15 protein-coding genes are annotated in these 19,819 nt (G+C 69.3%); 7 read left to right on the top strand and 8 right to left on the bottom strand.

Going from position 1 to position 19,819, the window contains the following annotated elements; all coding sequences use genetic code 11:
* Positions 1–3 precede the first annotated feature (3 nt).
* The gene (locus tag J8I33_RS28445) at positions 4–1,383 is read left to right on the top strand and encodes an efflux transporter outer membrane subunit (RefSeq protein WP_209939535.1); all 1,380 of its coding nucleotides are present in this window, start codon (positions 4–6) and stop codon (positions 1,381–1,383) included.
* 37 nt (positions 1,384–1,420) lie between these two features.
* Here the strand turns inward: J8I33_RS28445 and J8I33_RS28440 are convergent, their stop codons facing one another.
* Entirely contained in the window at positions 1,421–2,959 is a 1,539-nt protein-coding gene (locus tag J8I33_RS28440) for an MFS transporter (RefSeq protein WP_209927434.1), read from the bottom strand.
* Between the two features lie 185 nt (positions 2,960–3,144).
* On the opposite strand from J8I33_RS28440, the gene J8I33_RS28435 reads away from it, so the two are divergent.
* The gene (locus J8I33_RS28435) at positions 3,145–4,065 is read left to right on the top strand and encodes a LysR family transcriptional regulator (RefSeq protein ID WP_209939534.1); all 921 of its coding nucleotides are present in this window, start codon (positions 3,145–3,147) and stop codon (positions 4,063–4,065) included.
* A gap of 51 nt (positions 4,066–4,116) precedes the next feature.
* On the opposite strand, the gene J8I33_RS28430 is transcribed toward J8I33_RS28435, so the two are convergent.
* From J8I33_RS28430 to J8I33_RS28405, 6 genes are all read right to left on the bottom strand, one after another.
* On the bottom strand, positions 4,117–5,256 hold the full coding sequence (locus J8I33_RS28430; RefSeq protein ID WP_050012395.1) for an enoyl-CoA hydratase/isomerase family protein: 1,140 nt from the start codon (positions 5,254–5,256) through the stop codon (positions 4,117–4,119).
* The gene (locus tag J8I33_RS28425) at positions 5,253–6,044 is read right to left on the bottom strand and encodes an enoyl-CoA hydratase (protein ID WP_124555603.1); all 792 of its coding nucleotides are present in this window, start codon (positions 6,042–6,044) and stop codon (positions 5,253–5,255) included. The genes J8I33_RS28430 and J8I33_RS28425 overlap by 4 nt, the downstream gene beginning before the upstream one ends.
* The gene (gene mmsB / locus J8I33_RS28420; RefSeq protein ID WP_050012393.1) at positions 6,041–6,943 is read right to left on the bottom strand and encodes a 3-hydroxyisobutyrate dehydrogenase; all 903 of its coding nucleotides are present in this window, start codon (positions 6,941–6,943) and stop codon (positions 6,041–6,043) included. The genes J8I33_RS28425 and mmsB overlap by 4 nt, the downstream gene beginning before the upstream one ends.
* A gap of 18 nt (positions 6,944–6,961) precedes the next feature.
* Positions 6,962–8,491, bottom strand: coding sequence for a CoA-acylating methylmalonate-semialdehyde dehydrogenase (locus tag J8I33_RS28415; RefSeq protein ID WP_124631604.1), 1,530 nt, complete (start codon positions 8,489–8,491; stop codon positions 6,962–6,964).
* A gap of 114 nt (positions 8,492–8,605) precedes the next feature.
* On the bottom strand, positions 8,606–10,312 hold the full coding sequence (locus J8I33_RS28410; protein ID WP_209927431.1) for an AMP-binding protein: 1,707 nt from the start codon (positions 10,310–10,312) through the stop codon (positions 8,606–8,608).
* Positions 10,313–10,496: 184 nt separating this feature from the next.
* Complete coding sequence (locus J8I33_RS28405; RefSeq protein WP_126368935.1) at positions 10,497–11,630, bottom strand: acyl-CoA dehydrogenase family protein; 1,134 nt, start codon at positions 11,628–11,630, stop codon at positions 10,497–10,499.
* A 137-nt stretch (positions 11,631–11,767) separates the two neighbouring features.
* On the opposite strand from J8I33_RS28405, the gene J8I33_RS28400 reads away from it, so the two are divergent.
* The 3 genes from J8I33_RS28400 (at position 11,768) to J8I33_RS28390 (ending at position 15,244) form a co-directional block, all read left to right on the top strand.
* On the top strand, positions 11,768–12,802 hold the full coding sequence (locus J8I33_RS28400) for an AraC family transcriptional regulator (protein ID WP_209927430.1): 1,035 nt from the start codon (positions 11,768–11,770) through the stop codon (positions 12,800–12,802).
* Positions 12,803–12,923: 121 nt separating this feature from the next.
* Complete coding sequence (locus J8I33_RS28395) at positions 12,924–14,474, top strand: nodulation protein NfeD (protein WP_209927429.1); 1,551 nt, start codon at positions 12,924–12,926, stop codon at positions 14,472–14,474.
* On the top strand, positions 14,471–15,244 hold the full coding sequence (locus J8I33_RS28390) for a slipin family protein (RefSeq protein WP_050012388.1): 774 nt from the start codon (positions 14,471–14,473) through the stop codon (positions 15,242–15,244). Before J8I33_RS28395 ends, J8I33_RS28390 begins: the two co-directional genes overlap by 4 nt.
* Positions 15,245–15,275: 31 nt before the next feature.
* Here the strand turns inward: J8I33_RS28390 and J8I33_RS28385 are convergent, their stop codons facing one another.
* Positions 15,276–16,553, bottom strand: coding sequence for a haloacid dehalogenase-like hydrolase (locus J8I33_RS28385; protein ID WP_124594984.1), 1,278 nt, complete (start codon positions 16,551–16,553; stop codon positions 15,276–15,278).
* Positions 16,554–17,060: 507 nt separating this feature from the next.
* Between J8I33_RS28385 and J8I33_RS28380 the strand changes: the two genes are divergently transcribed.
* Positions 17,061–17,960, top strand: a complete 900-nt coding sequence (locus tag J8I33_RS28380; protein WP_209939533.1) for a M24 family metallopeptidase — start codon at positions 17,061–17,063, stop codon at positions 17,958–17,960.
* Between the two features lie 44 nt (positions 17,961–18,004).
* The gene (locus J8I33_RS28375; protein ID WP_209939532.1) at positions 18,005–19,792 is read left to right on the top strand and encodes an SDR family oxidoreductase; all 1,788 of its coding nucleotides are present in this window, start codon (positions 18,005–18,007) and stop codon (positions 19,790–19,792) included.
* Positions 19,793–19,819 lie beyond the last annotated feature (27 nt).

Genomic DNA, 19,819 nt, shown 5'->3' with positions numbered 1-19,819 from the left:
AACATGGCCCTCACGCATTCCTCCCCGCTTCACCGTCTCGGCGCATTCGCGTGCGCGGCCGCGCTGCTCGCCGGCTGCGCGGGCGCGCGCCACGATCCGCTGCCGGCCGTCGCGATGCCGGCGAACTGGGCCGCGCCAGTCGCGTCCGACGCGCCGGCCGCCACGCGCGACTGGTGGCGCAGTTTCGGCGATCCGCAACTCGACGCGTTGATCGACAACGCGCTGCGCGCCAACAGCGACCTCGCGATCGCGGCGATCCGCGTGTATCGCGCGCAGTTGCAGGCCGGGCTCGCCGATACGAACCTGACGCCCAACGTGACGCTCGGCGCGAACGGCGCCGTGTCGCGTACGCTCGATACGCATCGGATGAGCCGCTCGAGCGGCGTCAATGGTTCGCTTAGCTACGAAATCGACCTGTGGGGCCGGCTGGCCGCGCTGCGCGATGCCGCGCACTGGGAAGCCGACGCGACGGCCGCCGATCTCGAGGCCGCGCGGCTGTCGCTGATCGGCACGACCGCGGCGCTGTACTGGCAGCTCGGCTATCTGAACCGGCAGATCGCGCTCGGCGACGCGAACATCGCGTATGCGGAGCATACGCTCGCGCTGGTCCGGTCGCGGCACACGGCTGGCGCCGTGTCGGGGCTCGACCTCGCGCAGGCCGAACAGAGCCTCGCCGCGCAGCGCGCCGCGCAAACGCAGTTGATCCAGCAGCGCACCGAGAACCGCCACGCGCTCGCGATCCTGTTCGACCGGCCGCCGCAGCAGCGCGCGGCCGAACCGGCGGCGCTGCCCGACGCGGCACCGCCCGACGTGGCGGCCGGCTTGCCGGCCAGCCTGCTCGGCCGGCGCCCCGACCTGCGGGCGGCGGAATTCCGGTTGCGCGAGTCGCTCGCGCAGGTCGATGCGACGCGCACGAGCTTCTATCCGACCTTCACGCTGACCGGCAGCGCCGGCACGACGAGCACGAGCCTCGAGCGCGTGCTGACGAACCCGGTCGGCACGCTCGGGCTCGGCCTCGCGCTGCCGTTCATCCAGTGGAACACGATGCAGTTGCAGATCAGGGTGTCGAAGTCGCAGTACGAGGAGGCGGTGGTCGGGTTCCGCCAGCGGCTCTACACGGCGCTCGCGGAAGTGGAGAACGCGCTGTCGGCGCGCGTGCAGCTCGAACGCGAAGCCGAACAGCGCGCGCTGTCGCTCGCGCAGGCGCAGCGCGCCGAACGGCTGGCCGCCGCGCGCTTCGTGGCCGGCGCGACCGCCGTGCAGCCGTGGCTCGACCAGCAGCAGGTGCTGAGGAGTGCGCAAAGCGCCGACGAACTGACACGCCTGAACCGGCTCAACAACCAGATGAAGCTGTACCGCGCGCTCGGCGGCGGGACTTCCTGACCGGCCGTCGCACGCCACGCGCCAAGCGCCGGCCGCGTCACTCGCACACGGTCGCCCCGCGCCGCGCCGGCGCGAACGCCACCGCGCTCGCGGTCGCGAGCACGGCCACGCCCGCCGCGCCATACACCATCACCCAGCCGAAGCCATGCACGAGCGCCGCGTGCAGCGCCGCGCCGCTCGGGTCGGCCTGCGCGAGCGCCGGCGCAAGCGCCTGCAGCCCGTCGGTGCGGCCCGATGCGATCTGCTGCGCGAGCCGGCGCAGCGCCGCGTCGCCAATCGCGCCTGCCGGGCCGCCCTTCAGGCTCGCGACGATCCCCGCCACCAGCACGAAGCCCATCGTCGCGATGTTCAGCGCGAGCGAGATCATCCGCGCGCTCATGTCGATACCCGACGCCATCCCGGCCCGCGCACTCGGCACCGCGCCCGTCGTCGTGTTGGTAACCGGCGTGTTGGTCAAGCCGAGCCCGACGCCGGCGATCACGCAGCCCGGCAGCATCGTCAGCCAGCTCGCGTGATCGGCCGCGCTGCCGAGCCGCATCAGCACGAAGCCGGCCGCGATCGTGAACAGGCCGGCGGGAATCACGACGCCCGGCCCGTAGCGCAGCGCGAGCCGTTCCCCGACCGGCGGCACGATCAGCGTCGGCAGCGTGTACGCGAGCAACGCGAGGCCAGCCGTCACGCTGTCGTAGCCGAGCGCGACCTGGAACCAGATCGGCAAGTAGATCATGAACGGCCAGAAGCTGAAGTTCATCCCCATCGACCCGAAGATCGCGCCGGTGAACGCGCGGATCCGAAACACCGAGAAGTCGAACATCGGCCGCGCGCTGGCGCGCTCCGCGATGACGAAACCGGCCAGCGCGAGCATGGTCGCACCGAGCACGCCGAGGCCGGCCGCGCTCGTCAGCCCGAGTTCGGCGCTTTGGGTGATGTAAAACGCAAGGCCGAGCACCGCGAGCGACAGCGTGACGATGCCCGCGACGTCGAGCGTGCCCGCATGCGGATCGCGCGATTCCCGCACCGCGCCGCCGATCAGCACGAGCGCGACGGCCGCGAGCGGCGCATGGACGAGGAACACCCACGGCCAGCTCGCGAGCGCGACGATCGCGCCGCCGACGATCGGCCCGAACCCGAGCCCGATGCCGAACACGATCCCCCAGATCCCGAACGCGCGGCCGCGCTCGCGCCCTTCGCGAAACTGGTGCGACAGCACGGCGATTTGGCAGATCAGCATCGCGCCGCCGCTCGCGCCCTGCAGCAGCCGGCCTGCGACGAGCACCGGCACGTTCGGCGCGAGCCCGCACAGCAGTGACGTCGCGCCGAACAGCACGGTGCCGATTACGTACACGCGCTTGCGGCCGAACCGGTCCGCGAGCGTGCCGGCCGCCATCAGCACGGTCGTACAGGCGATCGTGTACGCGTTCATGATCCACTGCATGCCGTTGAAATCGCCATGCAGCACGTGTTCGAGCGTCGGCAGGATCACCGGCACGCTCGATATCTCGAGGCCGAACATCAGCGACGTGAGACAGACGGCCGCGAGCGCGACCGCATTCCTGCGGGAGTCGGATAGCGTCATGCGTATTGCGCGGCGGCCCGGCGACAGGCCGCGCGCCTCCAGGTCAGTAGGATTCGCCGCGTGCGGCCGGCAACGCACGCTGAGCGGGAATCGGTACTATAGTGAGAATTCATCTCCCCATTGACGCACGCCTTTCCATGCACTGGGGAATATCAGGACCCAATCGACGCAACACCTCACCCACGATGACCGACAGACTCGACGGCGTCACGACCTTCGTCCAGGTCGTGGAATCGGGCAGCTTCGCGCTGGCCGCGGAGCGGCTCGCCATCACGCGCTCGGCGGTCGGCAAGGCGATCGCGCGGCTCGAGAAGCGGCTCGGCGCACGGCTGCTGCAGCGCACGACGCGCAGCCAGAGCTTGACCGACGACGGCCAGGCGTACTACGACCGCTGCGTGCGCGCGCTGGCGGAGCTGGAAGCGGCGGAAGCCGATCTCGACTGCGGCCGCCACGAGGCGCGCGGCAAGCTACGATTGAGCGTGCCGCTCGCGTTCGGGCACCACTGCGTGACGCCGATCGTGCTCGACCTCGCGCGCCAATATCCGCATCTGCGGATCGACGTGTCGATCACCGACCGCTTCGTCGATCTCGTCGAGGAAGGAATCGATCTCGCGGTCCGGATCGGCACGCTCGCGGACAGCACGAGCCTCGCGGTGCGGCGGCTCGGCACGCAATACGGCAGCCTCGGCGCGGCGCCGTCGTATCTCGCGCGCTACGGGACACCGAAGACGCTCGACGACCTGAAGCACCACCGGACGATCGCGTATTCGCGTTCGGGCGTGGTGCAGCCGTGGGATTTGCGCGCGCCGGACGGCTCGACAGTGCGGATCGACATGCCGCATCAACTGAGTTTCGACGACGTGCAGGCGATCGCCGCGGCCGGTGCGTCGGGGTTCGGGATCGCGTGGGTGCCGAGCTGGCTGCTCGACCATTACGTGAAGCGCGGGGAGATGGTGGTCGTGCTCGATCGCTGCTTCGTCTGCGAAGGCGACATTCACGCGATCTGGCCGAAGACGCGCTACCTGCCGCGCAAGACGCGCTGCGTGATCGACGCGCTCGCGCAGGCGATTCCGCCGATGATCGAGCGCCCGGATGACGCGCGCTGAGATGAGTGGAAGCCGACGCGCCGTGCGGCGCGTCGGGCCCTCACGCAGCGATCACGCCGCGCCGAGATCGGCGAGCGGATGCGCGAACAGCTTCCACGGCGACGTCAGGAAATGCCGCACGCGCTCAGCGCGCAGCTCGACGAGCGACGCGGGCGCCCAGCGCGGCTTGCGATCCTTGTCGACGAGATGCGCGCGCACGCCTTCGCAGAAATCGCCTTCCTCGATCGCGCGCGCGACGATGCCGAGCTCCATCCGGAACGATTCCGCGAGCGTCATCTGCCGGCCGCGCAGCAATGCCTCGCGCGTCACGGCGAGCATCGTCGGCGAATGGCTCGCGAGCGCATCGAGCGTCGCCTGCAGCCATTGGCGGTGCTCGCGCGCGAGTTCGTCGCGCGCCAGATCCTGCGTGAGCGTCGCGACGATCCGCTCGACGGTCGAACGCTTGTCGAAGTGGCGGACGATCCACGGCATCTGGCTGTCGAGCGCCGCATGCGGCACCACGTTGCACGGCGGCTCGAACACCTTGCGCAGCAACGGCAGCGCGTCGCCGTCCCACTTGACGCTTTCGATCCGCGTCTCGAACGTGTCGAGCCACGCGGACGGCACGCACAGGTCCGCGAGCTTCGCGCTCAGCGCGTCGGCGCCCGACAGCATCGCGCCGGTCAGCCCCACGTACAGTTCGAGTTCGACCGGCATGCGCGACAGGAAATGCGTCGCGCCCACGTCGGGCACGAGGCCGATGCGCGTTTCCGGCATCGCGATCTTGCTGCGCTCGGTCGCGACGCGCAGCGCCGCGCCCTGCGCGAGGCCCATGCCGCCGCCCATCGTCACGCCGTCCATCAGCGCGACCACCGGCTTCGGGAACGTGTGGATCGCGTAGTCGAGCCGGTATTCGTCGACGAAGAACGGCAGCCAGGTTTCGCGCTGCGCGACCATCCTGTACAACGCACGCACGTCGCCGCCCGCGCAGAAGCCCTTCTCGCCCGCGCCGCGCAGCACGACCGCGACGATCTGGTCGTCGTGGCGGCAGCGCTCGAACAGCGCCGCGAGTTCGCCGATCATCGCGTACGACAGCGCGTTGAGCGCGGCCGGCCGGTTCAGCGTGATCAGCGCCACGCGGTTCACCACGCGAAACAACACCTCGGGCGCATGCTCCGCGAATGCGTCGTGATTCGTCACCGGCGTGCTCATCGTTGCGGCTCTCCATCGGTATGCCATTGCGGCGCGCGCTTGCCCAGGAACGCCGCCACGCCTTCGCGCGGATCGGCCGTGTCGAACAGGTCGACGAAGCGTTCGCGCTCGACCGCGAGCGCCGCGCTGCGCGGCACGCCGCGACGCGCGAGGCCGATCAGCTCCTTGCTGTAGGCGACCGCATGCGGGCTTTGCCGCGCGACGTTGCGCGCCAGCGCGAGCGCCGCATCGCGCGCCGCGCCGCTTTCCACCACGTCCTCGACGAGGCCGATCCGCAGCGCGGTGGCCGCATCGACGCGCGCGCCGGTCAGGATGATCTTCTTCGCCCAGCCTTCGCCGACGAGCCAGGGCAGCGTCTGCGTGCCAAGCCCGCACGGCAGCAGGCCAACCGACGGCTCGGGCAGCGCCATCTGCGCATGCGTTTCGGCGATCCGCAGATCGCACGCGAGCGCGCATTCGAGGCCGCCGCCCATCGCATAGCCGTTGATCGCCGCGATCGTCACGACGCGCGCGTCGTGCAGCGCCTCGAACGCCGCGCCGAAGCGCGCCGCCATCGCGCGCGCGACCGCGCGATCGCCGTCGGCGAACGTGTTGAGGTCGGCGCCCGCGCTGAAGAACTTCGGGCCGTCGCCGGTGATCACCAGCGCGCGCACGTGCGGGTTCGCATTCAGTTCGGCAACGGTTTGCTGCAATTGCTGCAGCCCGTCGGCTGTAAAGGCGTTCGCGGGCGGACGCTTGAGCGTCGCGCACGCGATCGCGCCGTCGTCGACGAAGTCGAGTTCGATCATGAGGCGTCCTTCTTCGTGACCGGTTGGTACAGGCGGATTACCGCCGAGAAATCGAGCTGGCCGTCGCCGCGGCTGCTCATCGTCTGGTACAGCTGCTGCGCGAGCGCACCGAGATAGACGGGCTGGCGCGCCTGCTTCGCCGCATCGTTCGCGAGGCCGAGATCCTTCAGCATCAGGTCGGTGCCGAAGCCGCCCGTGTAGCCGCGCGACGACGGCGCGGTGTCGATCACGCCCGGATACGGGTTGTAGGTATCCGAACTCCAGCAGCGGCCCGTCGACGTGTTGACGATGCCGGCCAGCACCTTCGGGTCGATGCCGAGCGCGACGCCGAGCGACATCGCCTCCGACACCGCCGCCATCGAGATGCCGAGCACGAGGTTGTTGCAGACCTTCGCGACCTGCCCCATTCCCGTCGCGCCGCAGTGGACGATGTTCTTGCCCATCCCGGCGAGCACCGGCTTCACGCGCTCGAAGTCCGCGTCGCTGCCGCCGACCATGAAGGTCAAGGTGCCGGCCGCCGCGCCGCCGGTGCCGCCCGACACCGGCGCATCGACGAACGCGCCGCCGTGCTCGCGCACCAGCGCGCCGAACGCCTGCGCGCTCGCCGGGTCGATCGTGCTCGAATCGATCACGGTCGCGCCCGCGCCGAGGCCGGCCAGCACGCCGTTCTCGCCGGCGAGCACCGAGCGCACGTGCGGCGCGGCCGGCAGCATCGTGATCACGAACGTCGCGCCCGATGCCGCATCGCGCGGCGACGCGGCCACTTGCGCGCCGGCGTCCTGCAATGCGCGCAACGCGTCGGCGCTCAGGTCGAACGCATGCACGTCATGGCCGGCTTTCAGCAGGTTCAGCGCCATCGGCGCGCCCATGTGGCCGAGGCCGATAAATCCGATTTTCATGTTCGTTTCCTTTGCCGCTCAATGCAGCCGGATCGTCGTGTTCACCGGGCCGGCCGTCGTGTCGTCGTCGAACCAGCGCGCGGTGACCGTCTTCGTCTGCGTGTAGAACTGCACGACCTGCTTGCCGTACGGGCCCAGATCGCCGAGCTTCGAGCCGCGCGAGCCGGTGAAGCTGAAGAACGGCACGGGCACCGGGATCGGGATGTTGATGCCGACCTGGCCGACGTCGATCTCGCTCTGGAACTTGCGTGCGGCCGCGCCGCTCTGCGTGAAGATGCCCACGCCGTTGCCCATCGGGTTCGCGTTGACCAGCGCGATCGCGTCGTCGAGCGTGTCGACCTCCATCACGACCAGCACCGGCCCGAAGATTTCATGCGTGTAGATCGACATGTCGGTTTTCACGCCGGAAAAGATCGTCGGGCCGATGAAGTTGCCGTCCTCGAAGCCCGCGACCTTCACGTCGCGGCCGTCGAGTTCGAGCGTCGCGCCTTCCTTGATACCCATGTCGATCAGCGACAGAATCCGCGCCTTCGCGCCGCGCGATACGACCGGCCCGACGTCGGTGCCCGCTTCCGAGCCCGCGTTGACCTTCAGCGTCCTCGCCTTCGCGACGAGATCGGGCAGCCATTCGCGCGCGCTGCCGACGAGCACCGCGACGGACGTCGCCATGCAGCGCTGGCCGGCCGCGCCGAAGCCCGCGCCGACCAGCGCGTTGATCGCCTGCTCGCGGTTCGCGTCGGGCAGCACGATCGCGTGGTTCTTCGCGCCCATCATCGACTGCACGCGCTTGCCGTGCTGGCTGCCGAGGTTGTACACGTGGGTGCCGACGGCCGTCGATCCGACGAACGAGATCGCCTTCACGAGCGGATGCGTGCAGATCGCGTCGACGACTTCCTTGCCGCCGTGCACGACGTTCAGCACACCCTTCGGTACGCCGGCCTCGAGCGCGAGCTCGACGAGTTCCATCGTCGACATCGGGTCCTGCTCGGACGGCTTCAGCACGAACGTGTTGCCGCACACGATCGCCATCGGGAACATCCACAGCGGAATCATCGCGGGGAAATTGAACGGCGTGATGCCGGCGCACACGCCGATGGGCTGGCGCAGCGTGTAGGTGTCGACGCCGCCCGCGACGTTCTCCGCGAATTCGCCGAGCTGCAGCGTGCCGATCGAACACGCGTGCTCGACCACCTCGAGGCCGCGGAAGATGTCGCCTTCGGCATCGGGAAGCGTCTTGCCCTGCTCGGCCGTCAGCGTCTTCGCGATGCGCTGCTGGTTCGCGCGCACCCGATCCTGGAACTTCAGCATGATGCGCATGCGTGCGGAAATCGGCGTGTTCTTCCACGTCGCATACGCGGCGTGCGCGGCCCGCACCGCCGCGTCGACTTCCGCGACGGTCGCGAACGGCACGCGCGCGAGTACCTGCTGCGTCGCCGGGTTGACGACGTCGCGCCACTCGTGGGTGGCGGACTCGACGAAAGCGCCGTCGATCAGCAGCTTGACCGTCGGCACGTCTTGCCCCGTACGGGGCGTCGGATTCGCGTTCATCAGTGCACTCTCCTTGCAGTGAGCCGCGTGGCGTCAGGCGACACGCGGCCGGTTCGGTTCAGTCAGGCTGCGGGCGGCGCGCCCTGAAATGCGACGCGCTCGGCCCGTTTCCGGTCATTTCAGTTCGTTGGCGAAATCTTCTTCCCAGTATTCGCCGGGCATGCGCGCGGTTGCATCGTCGCCGCGCTCGATCTCGCGGCGGCGCAGCTCGACGCGGCGGATCTTCCCCGAGATCGTCTTCGGCAGCTCCGCGAATTGCAGCCGGCGGATGCGCTTGTACGGCGCGAGCTTCTCGCGCGAGAAACGGAAAATCTCCAGCGCGAGCGCGGGGCTTTCTTCATAGCCCTGGCGCAGCGTGATGAACGTCTTCGGCACCGACAGCCGCACCGGGTCCGGGCTCGGCACGACGGCCGCCTCGGCGATCGCCGGGTGCTCGATCAGCACGCTTTCGAGTTCGAACGGGCTCAGCCGGTAGTCGGACGACTTGAACACGTCGTCCGCGCGGCCGATGTACACGTAATAGCCGTCGTCGCGACGCATCGCGATGTCCGACGTGCGGTAGTGGCCGTCGCGCATCGCGTGGGCCGTCGCGTCGGGATTGTTCGCATAGCCAGTCATCAGCCCGACCGGGCGCGTGACGCCGTCGCCGATCGGCAGCGCGACTTCGCCTTCGGTCACCGGCGCGCCGTCCGGGTCGAGCAGCGCGATCCGGTAGCCGGGCAGCGGCCGGCCCATCGAGCCCGCGACCACCGGCTGGCCCGGCGAGTTGCCGATCAGGCAGGTCGTCTCGGTCTGGCCGTAGCCGTCGCGAATCGAGATGTTCCATGCCTTCTTCACGCGCTCGATGATCTCGGGATTCAGCGGCTCGCCCGCACCGACGATCTCGCGCAGCTTCACGTCGAACGACGCGAGCGGCTGCTGCACCAGCATGCGCCACACGGTCGGCGGCGCGCATAGCGTCGTCACCCGGTATTTGACGAGCGCATCGAGCACGACCTTCGGCTCGAAGCGCGCATAGTTGAACGCGAACACGCACGCCTGCGCATTCCACGGCGCGAAGAAGCAGCTCCACGCGTGCTTCGCCCAGCCCGGCGAGCTGATGTTCCAGTGGATGTCGCCCGGCTGCAGGCCGACCCAGTACATCGTCGACAGATGGCCGACCGGGTAGGTGCGGTGCGTGTGCTCGACGAGCTTCGGCTTCGACGTCGTGCCCGACGTGAAGTACAGCAGCATCGGATCGTTCGCGTGCGTGACGGCGTCCGGCTTGAATTCGGCGCTCGCCGCATAGCCGTCGTTCATCGCGAGCCAGCCCGCGCGCGGCGCGCCGGCGACGATCTTCTGCTTCAGGCCGAGGCCGGCCTGCTCGAACTTCGCGGTTTCGTTTTCGTCGACGATCGCGTAGGTCGCGCCGCCGATCTGCACGCGATCGCGCACGTCGTCGGGCGACAGTTGCGTGGTGGCGGGCAGCACGATCGCGCCGAGCTTCATCGCGGCCAGCATCGCGTCCCACAGCTCGACCCGGTTCGGCAGCATCAGCAGAATGCGATCGCCGCGCACGACGCCGATCGAACGCAGCCAGTTCGCGATCCGCGACGAACGCTCGGACATTTGCGCGAACGAGTACGGATCGCCGGTGCCGGTCGCCGCGTCGACGATCCACAGCGCGGGCTGGTCGTTGCCGCGCGCCATCGGGTCGAAGTAGTCGAGCGCCCAGTTGAACGCATCGAGCACCGGCCATGCGAAATCGCGGTACGCGGTGTCGTAGTCGGTGCGATGGCGCAGCAGGAAGTCGCGTGCGTCCAGGAATGCCTGTACCGTCATGTGTCGTCTCCGTCCAGTCTCCATGCCCAGCGGTCAACCGGCGCAGGTGCCGCGGCACCTGAACCGTTCCGTGTTGCACGGCGCACGGTCACGTCGTTGCGTGCCGCGTTCGCCGCGCTGCCCTCGTGCCTGCGTCGTGCGCCTGCTCGTTCGATTGCGTGATGCCGGATCGGAGCGCCGCGGCTCAAAGCTGCCGCGCGATCACCATCCGCTGCACTTCGCTGGTGCCTTCGTAAATCTGCGTGATACGTGCGTCGCGATAGTGACGCTCGACTTCGTAATCGACCAGGTAGCCGTAGCCGCCATGAATCTGGATCGCATCCGAGCAGACGCGCTCGGCCATCTCGGACGCGAACAGCTTCGCCTGCGACGCTTCCGACAGGCACGGCAGCCCGGCCGTGCGCAGTTTCGCCGCGTGATGCACGAGCAGGCGCGCGGCGTTGATCTGCACGGCCATGTCGGCGAGCTTCTGCTGGATCGCCTGGTGCTCGGCGATCGGTTTGCCGAACTGCACGCGCTCGCCCGCATAGCGGCGCGCCTTGTCGAACGCGGCGCGCGCGATGCCGAGCGCCTGCGCGGCGATGCCGATGCGCCCGCCCTCGAGGTTCGACAGCGCGATCTTCAGCCCTTCGCCGCGATTGCCGAGCAGGTTTTCTTCCGGAATCGCGCAGTTTTCGAACGTGATCGGGCACGTGTCCGACGCGCGGATGCCCATCTTCTTCTCGGGCTTGCCGACGATGAAGCCCGGCGTGTCGGTCGGCACCAGGAACGCGGAAATGCCGCGCTTGCCGGCTTCCGGGTCCGTCATGGCAAAAACGATCGCGACACCCGCGCGCTGGCCGTTGGTCACGAACTGCTTCGCGCCGTTCAGCACCCACTTGCCGTCGCGCAGTTCGGCCCGCGTGCGCAGGTTGTTCGCCTCGGAACCGGCATGCGGCTCGGTCAGGCAGAATGCGCCGATCACGCGGCCGGCCGCCATGTCGGCCAGCCAGCGATCCTTCTGGGCAGGCGTGCCGAAGCCGAGGATCGGCCCGCAGCCGACCGAGTTGTGCACGCTCATCATCGTCGCGCACGCGGCGTCGCCGGCCGCGACTTCCTCCATCGCGAGCGCGTAGGCAACGTAGTCCGTATACGAGCCGCCCAGTTCCTGCGGCACGATCATCCCGAGCAGGCCGAGCTCGCCGAGCTGCGCGACAATCGCGTCGGGCAGGTGCGCGTCGTGGTCCCACTGCGCGGCGTTCGGCGCCAGCCTCTCGGTGGCGAAAGCACGCGCGGCGTCGCGGATCATCCGCTGGTCTTCGGTGTAAAGCTCGTCCATGGTGCTGCTGTCTCCCGCGGCCGCCGGGCGCGACCGTCCTTGCGTTTCGATGCAACAAGTGTAGGCAAGCGCGCGCGACTGTTCGATGCTCGCGTCGCTCATTTACACTGAGCGTTTTTGCCACACCGGCGACACCGATGAAGCAGGAAGACAAGGGAACCGTCGCGATCAGCCTCGTCGCGTACAGCGTCGCGCTGGCCACGCGGCGCGGCGTCGCGGCCGAGCCGCTGCTCGCGCAGGCCGGCATCGCGCCGGCGCTGCTCGCGCAGCCGCGCGCCCGCGTGTCCGCGCAGCAATACGGCGCACTGTGGAACGCGATCGCACGCACGCTCGACGACGAGTTTTTCGGGCAGGATCGCCACCCGATGCGCAGCGGCAGCTTCATCGCGATGAGCCAGGCCGCGCTGTCCGCGCGCGACGGGCTGCACGCGATGGCGCGCGCCGTGAACTTCATGCACTGCGTGCTCGACGACCTGCATGCGGAACTCGACGCGAATCCGCAGCGCGTGCGGCTGCGTTTCGTGCACCGCAACAACGGCGCGACGCCCGCGATGTTCACGTACGCGACCTATTTCATCATCGTGTACGGGCTCACCTGCTGGCTGATCGGCCGGCGCATTCCGCTGCTGCATGCGAGCTTCCGCTGCGACACGCCGCCCGCCGACCACGAATACCCGTCGATGTTCTGCGACGACATGCGGTTCAACGAGCCCGATTCGTATGTCGATTTCGATCCCGAATTCGCGACGCTGCCGGTCGTGCAGAACGCGAAGACGCTGAAAACGTTTCTGCGCAACGCGCCGGCCAGCTTCATCGTCAAGTACCGCAACCCGAACGCGCTCGCGCAGCGCGTGCGCGCGGTGCTGCGCGGGATGCCGCCCGCCGCGTGGCCCTGCGCGGGCGGGATGGCCGCGCGGCTGCACGTGGCCGAGGCCACGCTGCGCCGCAAGCTGCACCAGGAAGGCCACGCGTACCAGTCGATCAAGGACACGCTGCGGCGCGATCTCGCGTTCGAGGCGCTGGCCGACCCGGCCCGCACGATTGCCGACGTCGCGGCCGCGACCGGGTTCGCGGAGCCGAGCGCGTTCTACCGCGCGTTCCGTAAATGGAGCGGGCGCAGCCCGGCCGACTATCGCGACGAAGTGCTCGCGCGCGGCGGCGGCGCAAGCTGACGCCGGCCGGTGCGGCCGCACCTTCGCGCTTTCGGCCGAAACCGCCTAATCTTCAAGCATCGGGCCCACGCCCTTTTCGCGAGCCGGACGGCACGCGGCCGTGCACCGCCCGGACGCCCCGATGCGTTTTCACCGTCATGAGCCGCCGCCGGCGCCTGCCGCGCCGGCCGGCCGCTCCCGTCACCCGCTGTCCGCGCGGGTCGCGCGCGCCGCGCTGTTCGCGGCGCTGCTCGTCGTATGCGCCGCGGTCGCCGCGCCGCCATCGGCCGACGCGCCCGCCGCGCATCCGGTCGTCGTGATTCCCGTCAACGGCGCGATCGGCCCGGCCAGCGCCGATTTCATCGTGCGTTCGCTCGACCGCGCGGCCCGCGAGCGCGCGCCGCTCGCGATCCTCCAGCTCGACACGCCCGGCGGCCTCGATACGTCGATGCGGCAGATCATCAAGGCCATCCTCGGCTCGCCAGTGCCGGTCGCCGCGTTCGTCGCGCCGGGCGGTGCGCGGGCGGCGAGCGCGGGCACCTACATCGTCTATGCGAGCCACTTCGCGGCGATGGCGCCGGGCACCAACCTCGGCGCGGCGTCGCCCGTGCAGTTCGGCATCGGCGGCGCCGCGCCGCCGGGTGCGAATCCCGCCGCGCCGCGACCGACCGGTGCATCGGGCGCGTCCGGTGTGTCGGACGCGGCTGCCGTGCTGCCGACTGATACGCAATCGACCGAGATCCGCAAGGCGATCCAGGACGCTTCCGCATACATCCGCGGCCTCGCGCAATTGCGCGGACGCAATGCCGAATGGGCCGAGCGCGCGGTGCGCGAGGCCGTGAGCCTGTCGGCGAACGAAGCGCGCGCGCAGCACGTCGTCGACCTGATCGCGCAGGACCCGGCCGACCTCGCGCGCCAGCTCGACGGCCGCACGGTGACGACGACCGCCGGCACGCTGCATCTCGCGAGCGCGCACGCGCCGCTCGTCGTGCTCGCGCCCGACTGGCGCAGCCGCTTCCTGGCGATCATCGCCGATCCGAACGTCGCGCTGATCCTGCTGACGATCGGCATCTACGGGCTCTTCTTCGAATTCGCGAACCCGGGCTTCGTGCTGCCGGGCGTCGCCGGCACGATCTGCCTGCTGGTCGGCCTGTTCGCGATGCAGTTGCTGCCGGTCAGCTATGCGGGCCTCGGCCTCGTATTGCTCGGGCTCGGCTGCCTCGTCGCCGAGGCGTTCCTGCCGACCTTCGGCGTGCTCGGGTTCGGTGGAATCGTCGCGTTCACGATCGGCGCACTGATGCTGATCGATACCGACGTGCCCGGCTACGGGATTCCGTGGCCCGTGATCGCGAGCCTCGCGCTCGGCGGCGCGCTGCTCGTCGCGGGCGTGTCGAGCGTCGCGCTGCGCGCGCGGCGCCGCCCGGTCGTGACCGGCGCCGAGGCGATGCTCGGCAGCATCGGCGAAGTGCTCGACGACGGCCTGCAGCCGGACCAGCCGCAGGGCGCGGCCGGCACGCCACCGTCGGCCGCCGGCTGGGCGCGCGTGCACGGCGAGCGCTGGCGCGTGGCGAGCAGCACGCCGCTGGCAGCCGGCTGCCGCGTGCGCGTGACCGGCCGCCACGGGCTGACGCTGACGGTCGCGCCGCTCTACGACGTGCCCGGCCCCGCCCATCCCCAGGGAGAACCTTCATGATCGGTTACACGTTCGGCTTCAGCAGCGTCCTGGTCGTCTTCGTCGTGGTGCTCGTCGCGTCGTCGATCCGCATCTTTCGCGAGTACGAGCGCGGTGTCGTGTTCATGCTCGGCCGGTTCTGGAAGGTGAAGGGGCCGGGGCTCGTGCTGATCATCCCGATCGTCCAGCAGGTCGTGCGGATCGACCTGCGCACCGTCGTGTTCGACGTGCCGGCGCAGGACGTGATCACGCGCGACAACGTGTCGGTGAAGGTCAATGCGGTCGTGTATTTCCGCGTCGTCGATCCCGAAAAGGCCGTGATCCAGGTCGCGCGCTTCTTCGAGGCGACGAGCCAGCTCGCGCAGACGACGCTGCGCGCGGTGCTCGGCAAGCACGAACTCGACGCGCTGCTCGCCGAGCGCGAACAACTGAACGCCGACATCCAGAAGACGCTCGACGCGCAGACCGATGCGTGGGGGATCAAGGTGTCGACGGTCGAGATCAAGCACGTCGACCTGAACGAGACGATGATCCGCGCGATCGCACGGCAGGCCGAAGCCGAGCGCGAGCGGCGCGCGAAGGTGATTCATGCGGAAGGCGAATTGCAGGCGTCGGAGAAGCTGCTGCAGGCCGCGCAACGGCTCGCGCTGCAGCCGCAGGCGATGCAGCTGCGCTATCTGCAGACGCTGACGACGATCGCGGCGGACAAGAATTCGACAATCGTGTTTCCGCTGCCGGTCGATCTGCTGGGCGCGTTGCTGGATCGGTTGGGGACGAAGCGCGAGCCTTGAGACGCGCGTGGGCTGCGCCGCCCCGCCCGCGTCAGGCCAGCAGCTTGCGTTCGGCCTTGCCGTACTTGATCGACTTCTCGTCCGGGATCATCAGCCCCGTGTGCTCGTCGCGGCCCTGCAGCAGGAAGCGCGCGTCCGGGTTGCCGATCTGTTCGGCCGCGAGCTTGCTGTCCGCGCCGATCTCGCCCTTCTTCATCCGGTTGACGATCACGCCGGCCGCGGTGTCCTTGAAATCGCGCAGCATCCACGCGTCGCCGTCGCTGTCGCCGAACACCAGCAGCGGGCCGTAGCCCTTCTTCGACGCGAGCACGTTGCGAATGCCCACCGTCTTGCCCGGCCCCCAGTTGAAATGCCAGCCGGCCGGATAGGTGCTCGTGTACTTGCCGTCCTGCATGTCGAGACGCAGGCCGATCACGTTCTCGGGCGGCACGCCGTAGCCGTAGTTCGGATTGCCGGCGAATACGCGCACGACGTCGTCGAGCGACGCGGTGCTCACGTACACGTCGATGCCGTTCGCACGCAGCGTATGCATCACCGCGCGGATTTCCTCGTGAATGCGGATGCCGTGGAAATGCGTATCGGCCACCACGCCTGCCTTGCCCGGCAGCGCTTTCGGGCTTTCGTAGCGGACCTTGCGCAGCGCGTCGCCGATCCCGTAGTTGTTCGACGCTTCCGCCATCGCCTGCAATTCAGCGGTCGTCATGTTCTTGTAGAAGTAGATGATCCACTTGTAGCCGACTTCGAGCGGGTGCGTGTCGCAGATCGCGTCGTACATGAAGTACAGCTTCGCGCGGAAATCCTTGAACGGATCGGTCTCGCGAATCTCGTCGAGGCTCTTGTCGCCGCCGAGGCCCTTGTAATTCGCATGGAGCCAGCGGTAGTCGGACTCCACGTCGGCGGCGAGGTCCTCCATCGTCACCGGCTTGCCGTCGACGGTCGTGTAGTCCTTCATGAACGCGCCCTTCGGCACGTCCTTCCACATCACGGCGACGAACTCGTCCGGCGTCAGCTTGTACTGCAGATGGTTGATCTGGTACATCAGCAGCGCTTCTTCGCAGTCGTTCATGATGCACGTGTTGTCCCAGTCGAACACCGCATACGGGCGGCGCTTGGCGTCGTAGCGCGCGCTCTTGACGCCATGCCGGTCGAGCACCGCCTGCAGGCGCGCGGCGTTGAACGGCGACCAGCGGCCCGGGTCCAGCGCGTCCGGCGCGGTGGCGCTCTTCGCGCCGGCGATGCCGGCCTTGAGCATCAGCGGCGTCGCGGCGGTCGCCGCGGCAAGGGTGTTCATGAACCGGCGGCGTTGCATGGTCTCTCTCCGTGGAAATGTCGAATCGGCTCGGTCGCTGCCCCGCGCGACGCGCGGCACACCGGCCTCGCGAAGCCGAAAAGGCTTCGAATCGGGGCGGATGATGTGACGAAATTATTTCGGCAATTTGACAGCGTCGTGCCGCGACGCGACGGGGAGTTGATCCGGCGCGACATGCCGGGCGGGCGCCGGAGCCTCGCGGGGGGCTCCCGGCCGGCTCCCCCGCCTAGGACGCGTGAGCACGCACCAACCCTCCGGCCCCGACCGCCGCAAACCTAGAGCTTCCCCTCCATTTCGACCGTTCATTAGGAGAAGCCCTCATCCCCAAGGGCTGGCGTATGAGACCAAACCGGCTATGATTTTTACATCGAACAATGGCACATTAAGTGCTGACTGAATAATCCGCTCGGGATCATCGGCGGAGGCGTTCCGGATCAGCGCCCCAGCCTCGCACTGGACCCGCGTCGCGCCGAGACGCAAACGCGGGCCGACACATGGAGACGCATCATGACCGCCCACCATCCGCTGCCGGAAGTCCACCTCGACGAACTGCCGCAATTCCGCGCGGTTCAGCAGCTTGCCTACCGCTGCGTCGAGACCGTCGGCGCGATGCTCTATCCGGGCATCACCGAAAAGGAAGCCGCGCGCCTGCTGACCGAATGGCTGCAGGATCACGGCGTGCACGACTGGCTGCATAAGCCGTTCGCATGGTTCGGCGACCGCACCGCGTTCGACGGCTTCTCCGGCCTCAAGCACATGGGAGGCTTCAATCTCGCGTTCTTCCCGAGCAACCGCCAGCTCGAAACCGACATGCCGGTAATCCTCGACGTCGCGCCGGTGCTCGACGGCATCGTCGCCGACGTCGGCTACGCGCACTGTCTCGGCCGCAACCCGATCCTCGAGCAGTTGCAGGGCGACCTGATGGACCATCGCGACCTGATCGTGCGGCTCGTGAAGGCGCGCCGGCCAATGGCGGAAGTCGCACAGGAAGTCGACGCGCTGTGCCGCCGCCAGGGCGTCGAGCCGCGCCACAAGGCCTATCCGTTCAAAGTGCTCGCGCATCGCGTCGCGAAGATCCACAAGCTGTCGAAGCCGCGCTTCGTCGCGCGCTTCGGGCTGAATGCGACGCGCAACCTGCTGCTCGACCAGGGCCGCGCGGCGAAACGGCAGGGCTGGTCGCCGCTGTGGTCGATCGACCGCCGCTCCGAGCATGCGCCGGTGCCGGGCCTGTGGGCCGTCGAGCCGCATCTCGGCTTCGCCGGCGTCGGCGCGAAATTCGAGGAACTGCTCGTGATCACCGACGACGACGCGTACTGGCTCGACGACGACCTGCCGCACGTGCGCCGCTGGCAGCGCCGCCAGGCTGAACGCGCGCAGGCCGCGGCGAACGTTCCGGCCGCCGCCTGACGCGCCCGCACCTCTCCCTCGACTCCCTGAACGACGGACACACGATGCAGCCTCTTTCCGACGAAGCGCCGCTGGCCCTGTTCGAATCGGTTCACGGCGAAACGGCGGTCGCCTCCGGCGACCTGACGCTCGCGGTCCGGACCTGGGGCGACCCGGCCCGCTCGCCGGTCGTGCTCGTGCACGGCTATCCCGACGACAGCAGCGTCTGGCAGCACGTCGCGCCGCTGCTCGCGCGCCGACACTACGTGATCGCGTACGACGTGCGCGGCGCGGGCCTGTCCGGCGTGCCGACGCGCACGGCCGACTACCATCTCGCGAAGCTGACCGACGATTTCGTCGCGGTGATCGATGCGCTCTGCCCCGGCCGGGCCGTGCACCTGGTCGCACACGACTGGGGGTCGATCCAGGGCTGGGAATTCGTCACCGATCCGCGCCTGGCCGGCCGTATCGCGTCGTATACGTCGTGCTCGGGGCCGTGCCTCGACCACGTCGGCTTCTGGCTGCGCGAACGCGTGCTGCACCCGACGCCCGCATCGCTCGCCAGGCTCGGCGGCCAGCTCGTGCGCTCGTGGTACGTGTATCTGTTCCACCTGCCGTTTCTTCCCGAACTCGGCTGGCGGCTGTGGCTGGGCCGCGCGTGGCCGGGCCTGCTGCGCCGGCTCGAGAAAACGCCTGTCGCGCCGCGCCCGACCCAGGCCGACGACGGCGCGCGCGGCGTGCGCCTGTATCGCGCGAACTTCATCCGCTGCCTGTTCGCGCCGCGCGAACGCTATGCGCACGCACCGGTGCAGACGATCGTGCCGCTCGGCGACAAATACGTGAGCCCCGCGCTGTCCGAAAACCTGTCGCGCTGGGTGCCGCAGTACTACCGCCGCGAAGTCGCGGCCGGCCACTGGCTGCCGCTCGCCGATCCCGCGCGCTTCGCGGATCTCGCCGGGCAATTGATCGACGCGGTCGAATCCGGCAACGAACCGCCCGCGCTCGCGAACGCGCGCCGCCGCGCCACCAGCGGGCGCTTCGGCGGCAAGGTCGCGGTCGTCACCGGCGCGGGCAGCGGGATCGGCCGCTGCGCGGCGCTGGCCTTCGCCCGCGAAGGCGCGACGGTCGTCGCATGCGACATCGATTTCGCGAGCGCCGAACGCACCGCGCTGCTCATCGGGCTGACCGGCGCGCACGCGCATGCGAAGCGCGTCGACGTCGGGTCCGCCGACGAAATGGAAACGCTCGCGGCATGGGTCGGCAGCGAACTCGGCGGCGCGGACGTCGTGATCAACAACGCGGGCATCGGCATGGCCGGCGGCATCCTCGACACGAGCACGCGGCACTGGGAGCGCATCCTGCACGTGAATCTGTGGGGCGTGATCCACGGCTCGCGGTTGTTCGCGCAGCAGATGGCCGCGCGCGGCACCGGCGGGCACATCGTCAATACCGCATCGGCCGCCGCGTTCGGGCCGTCGCGCGACCTGCCCGCGTATGCGACGACGAAGGCCGCGGTGCTGATGCTCAGCGAATGCATGCGCGCGGAGCTCGCGGACAAAGGCATCGGCGTGACGGCCGTGTGCCCCGGTTTCGCGGAGACGGGAATCATGGCGTCGACGCACTACGCGGGCGCCGACGCGCAGGACGAAGCGCGGCTGCGCAAGCGCGCGACCAGGCTGTACCAGATGCGCGGCCTGAAACCCGAAACTGTCGCGCAGGCGATGGTCGACGGCGTGCTGCGCAACCGCCCCGTCGTCGCGGTCGGCGGCGAAGCGCACGCGCTGCGCTTCGTCGGCCGCTTCATGCCGTGGCTGGGCCGGATGATCGCGCGCATCAGCATGGCATCGCATTGACGGCGCACGACGCCGCACAAGGACAGG

Source organism: Burkholderia sp. AcTa6-5 (assembly GCF_017815075.1).
Classification (GTDB): Bacteria; Pseudomonadota; Gammaproteobacteria; order Burkholderiales; family Burkholderiaceae; genus Burkholderia; species Burkholderia sola.
Note: the sequence above shows the minus strand (reverse complement) of the source record. Positions and strands in the feature narration are given on the sequence as shown.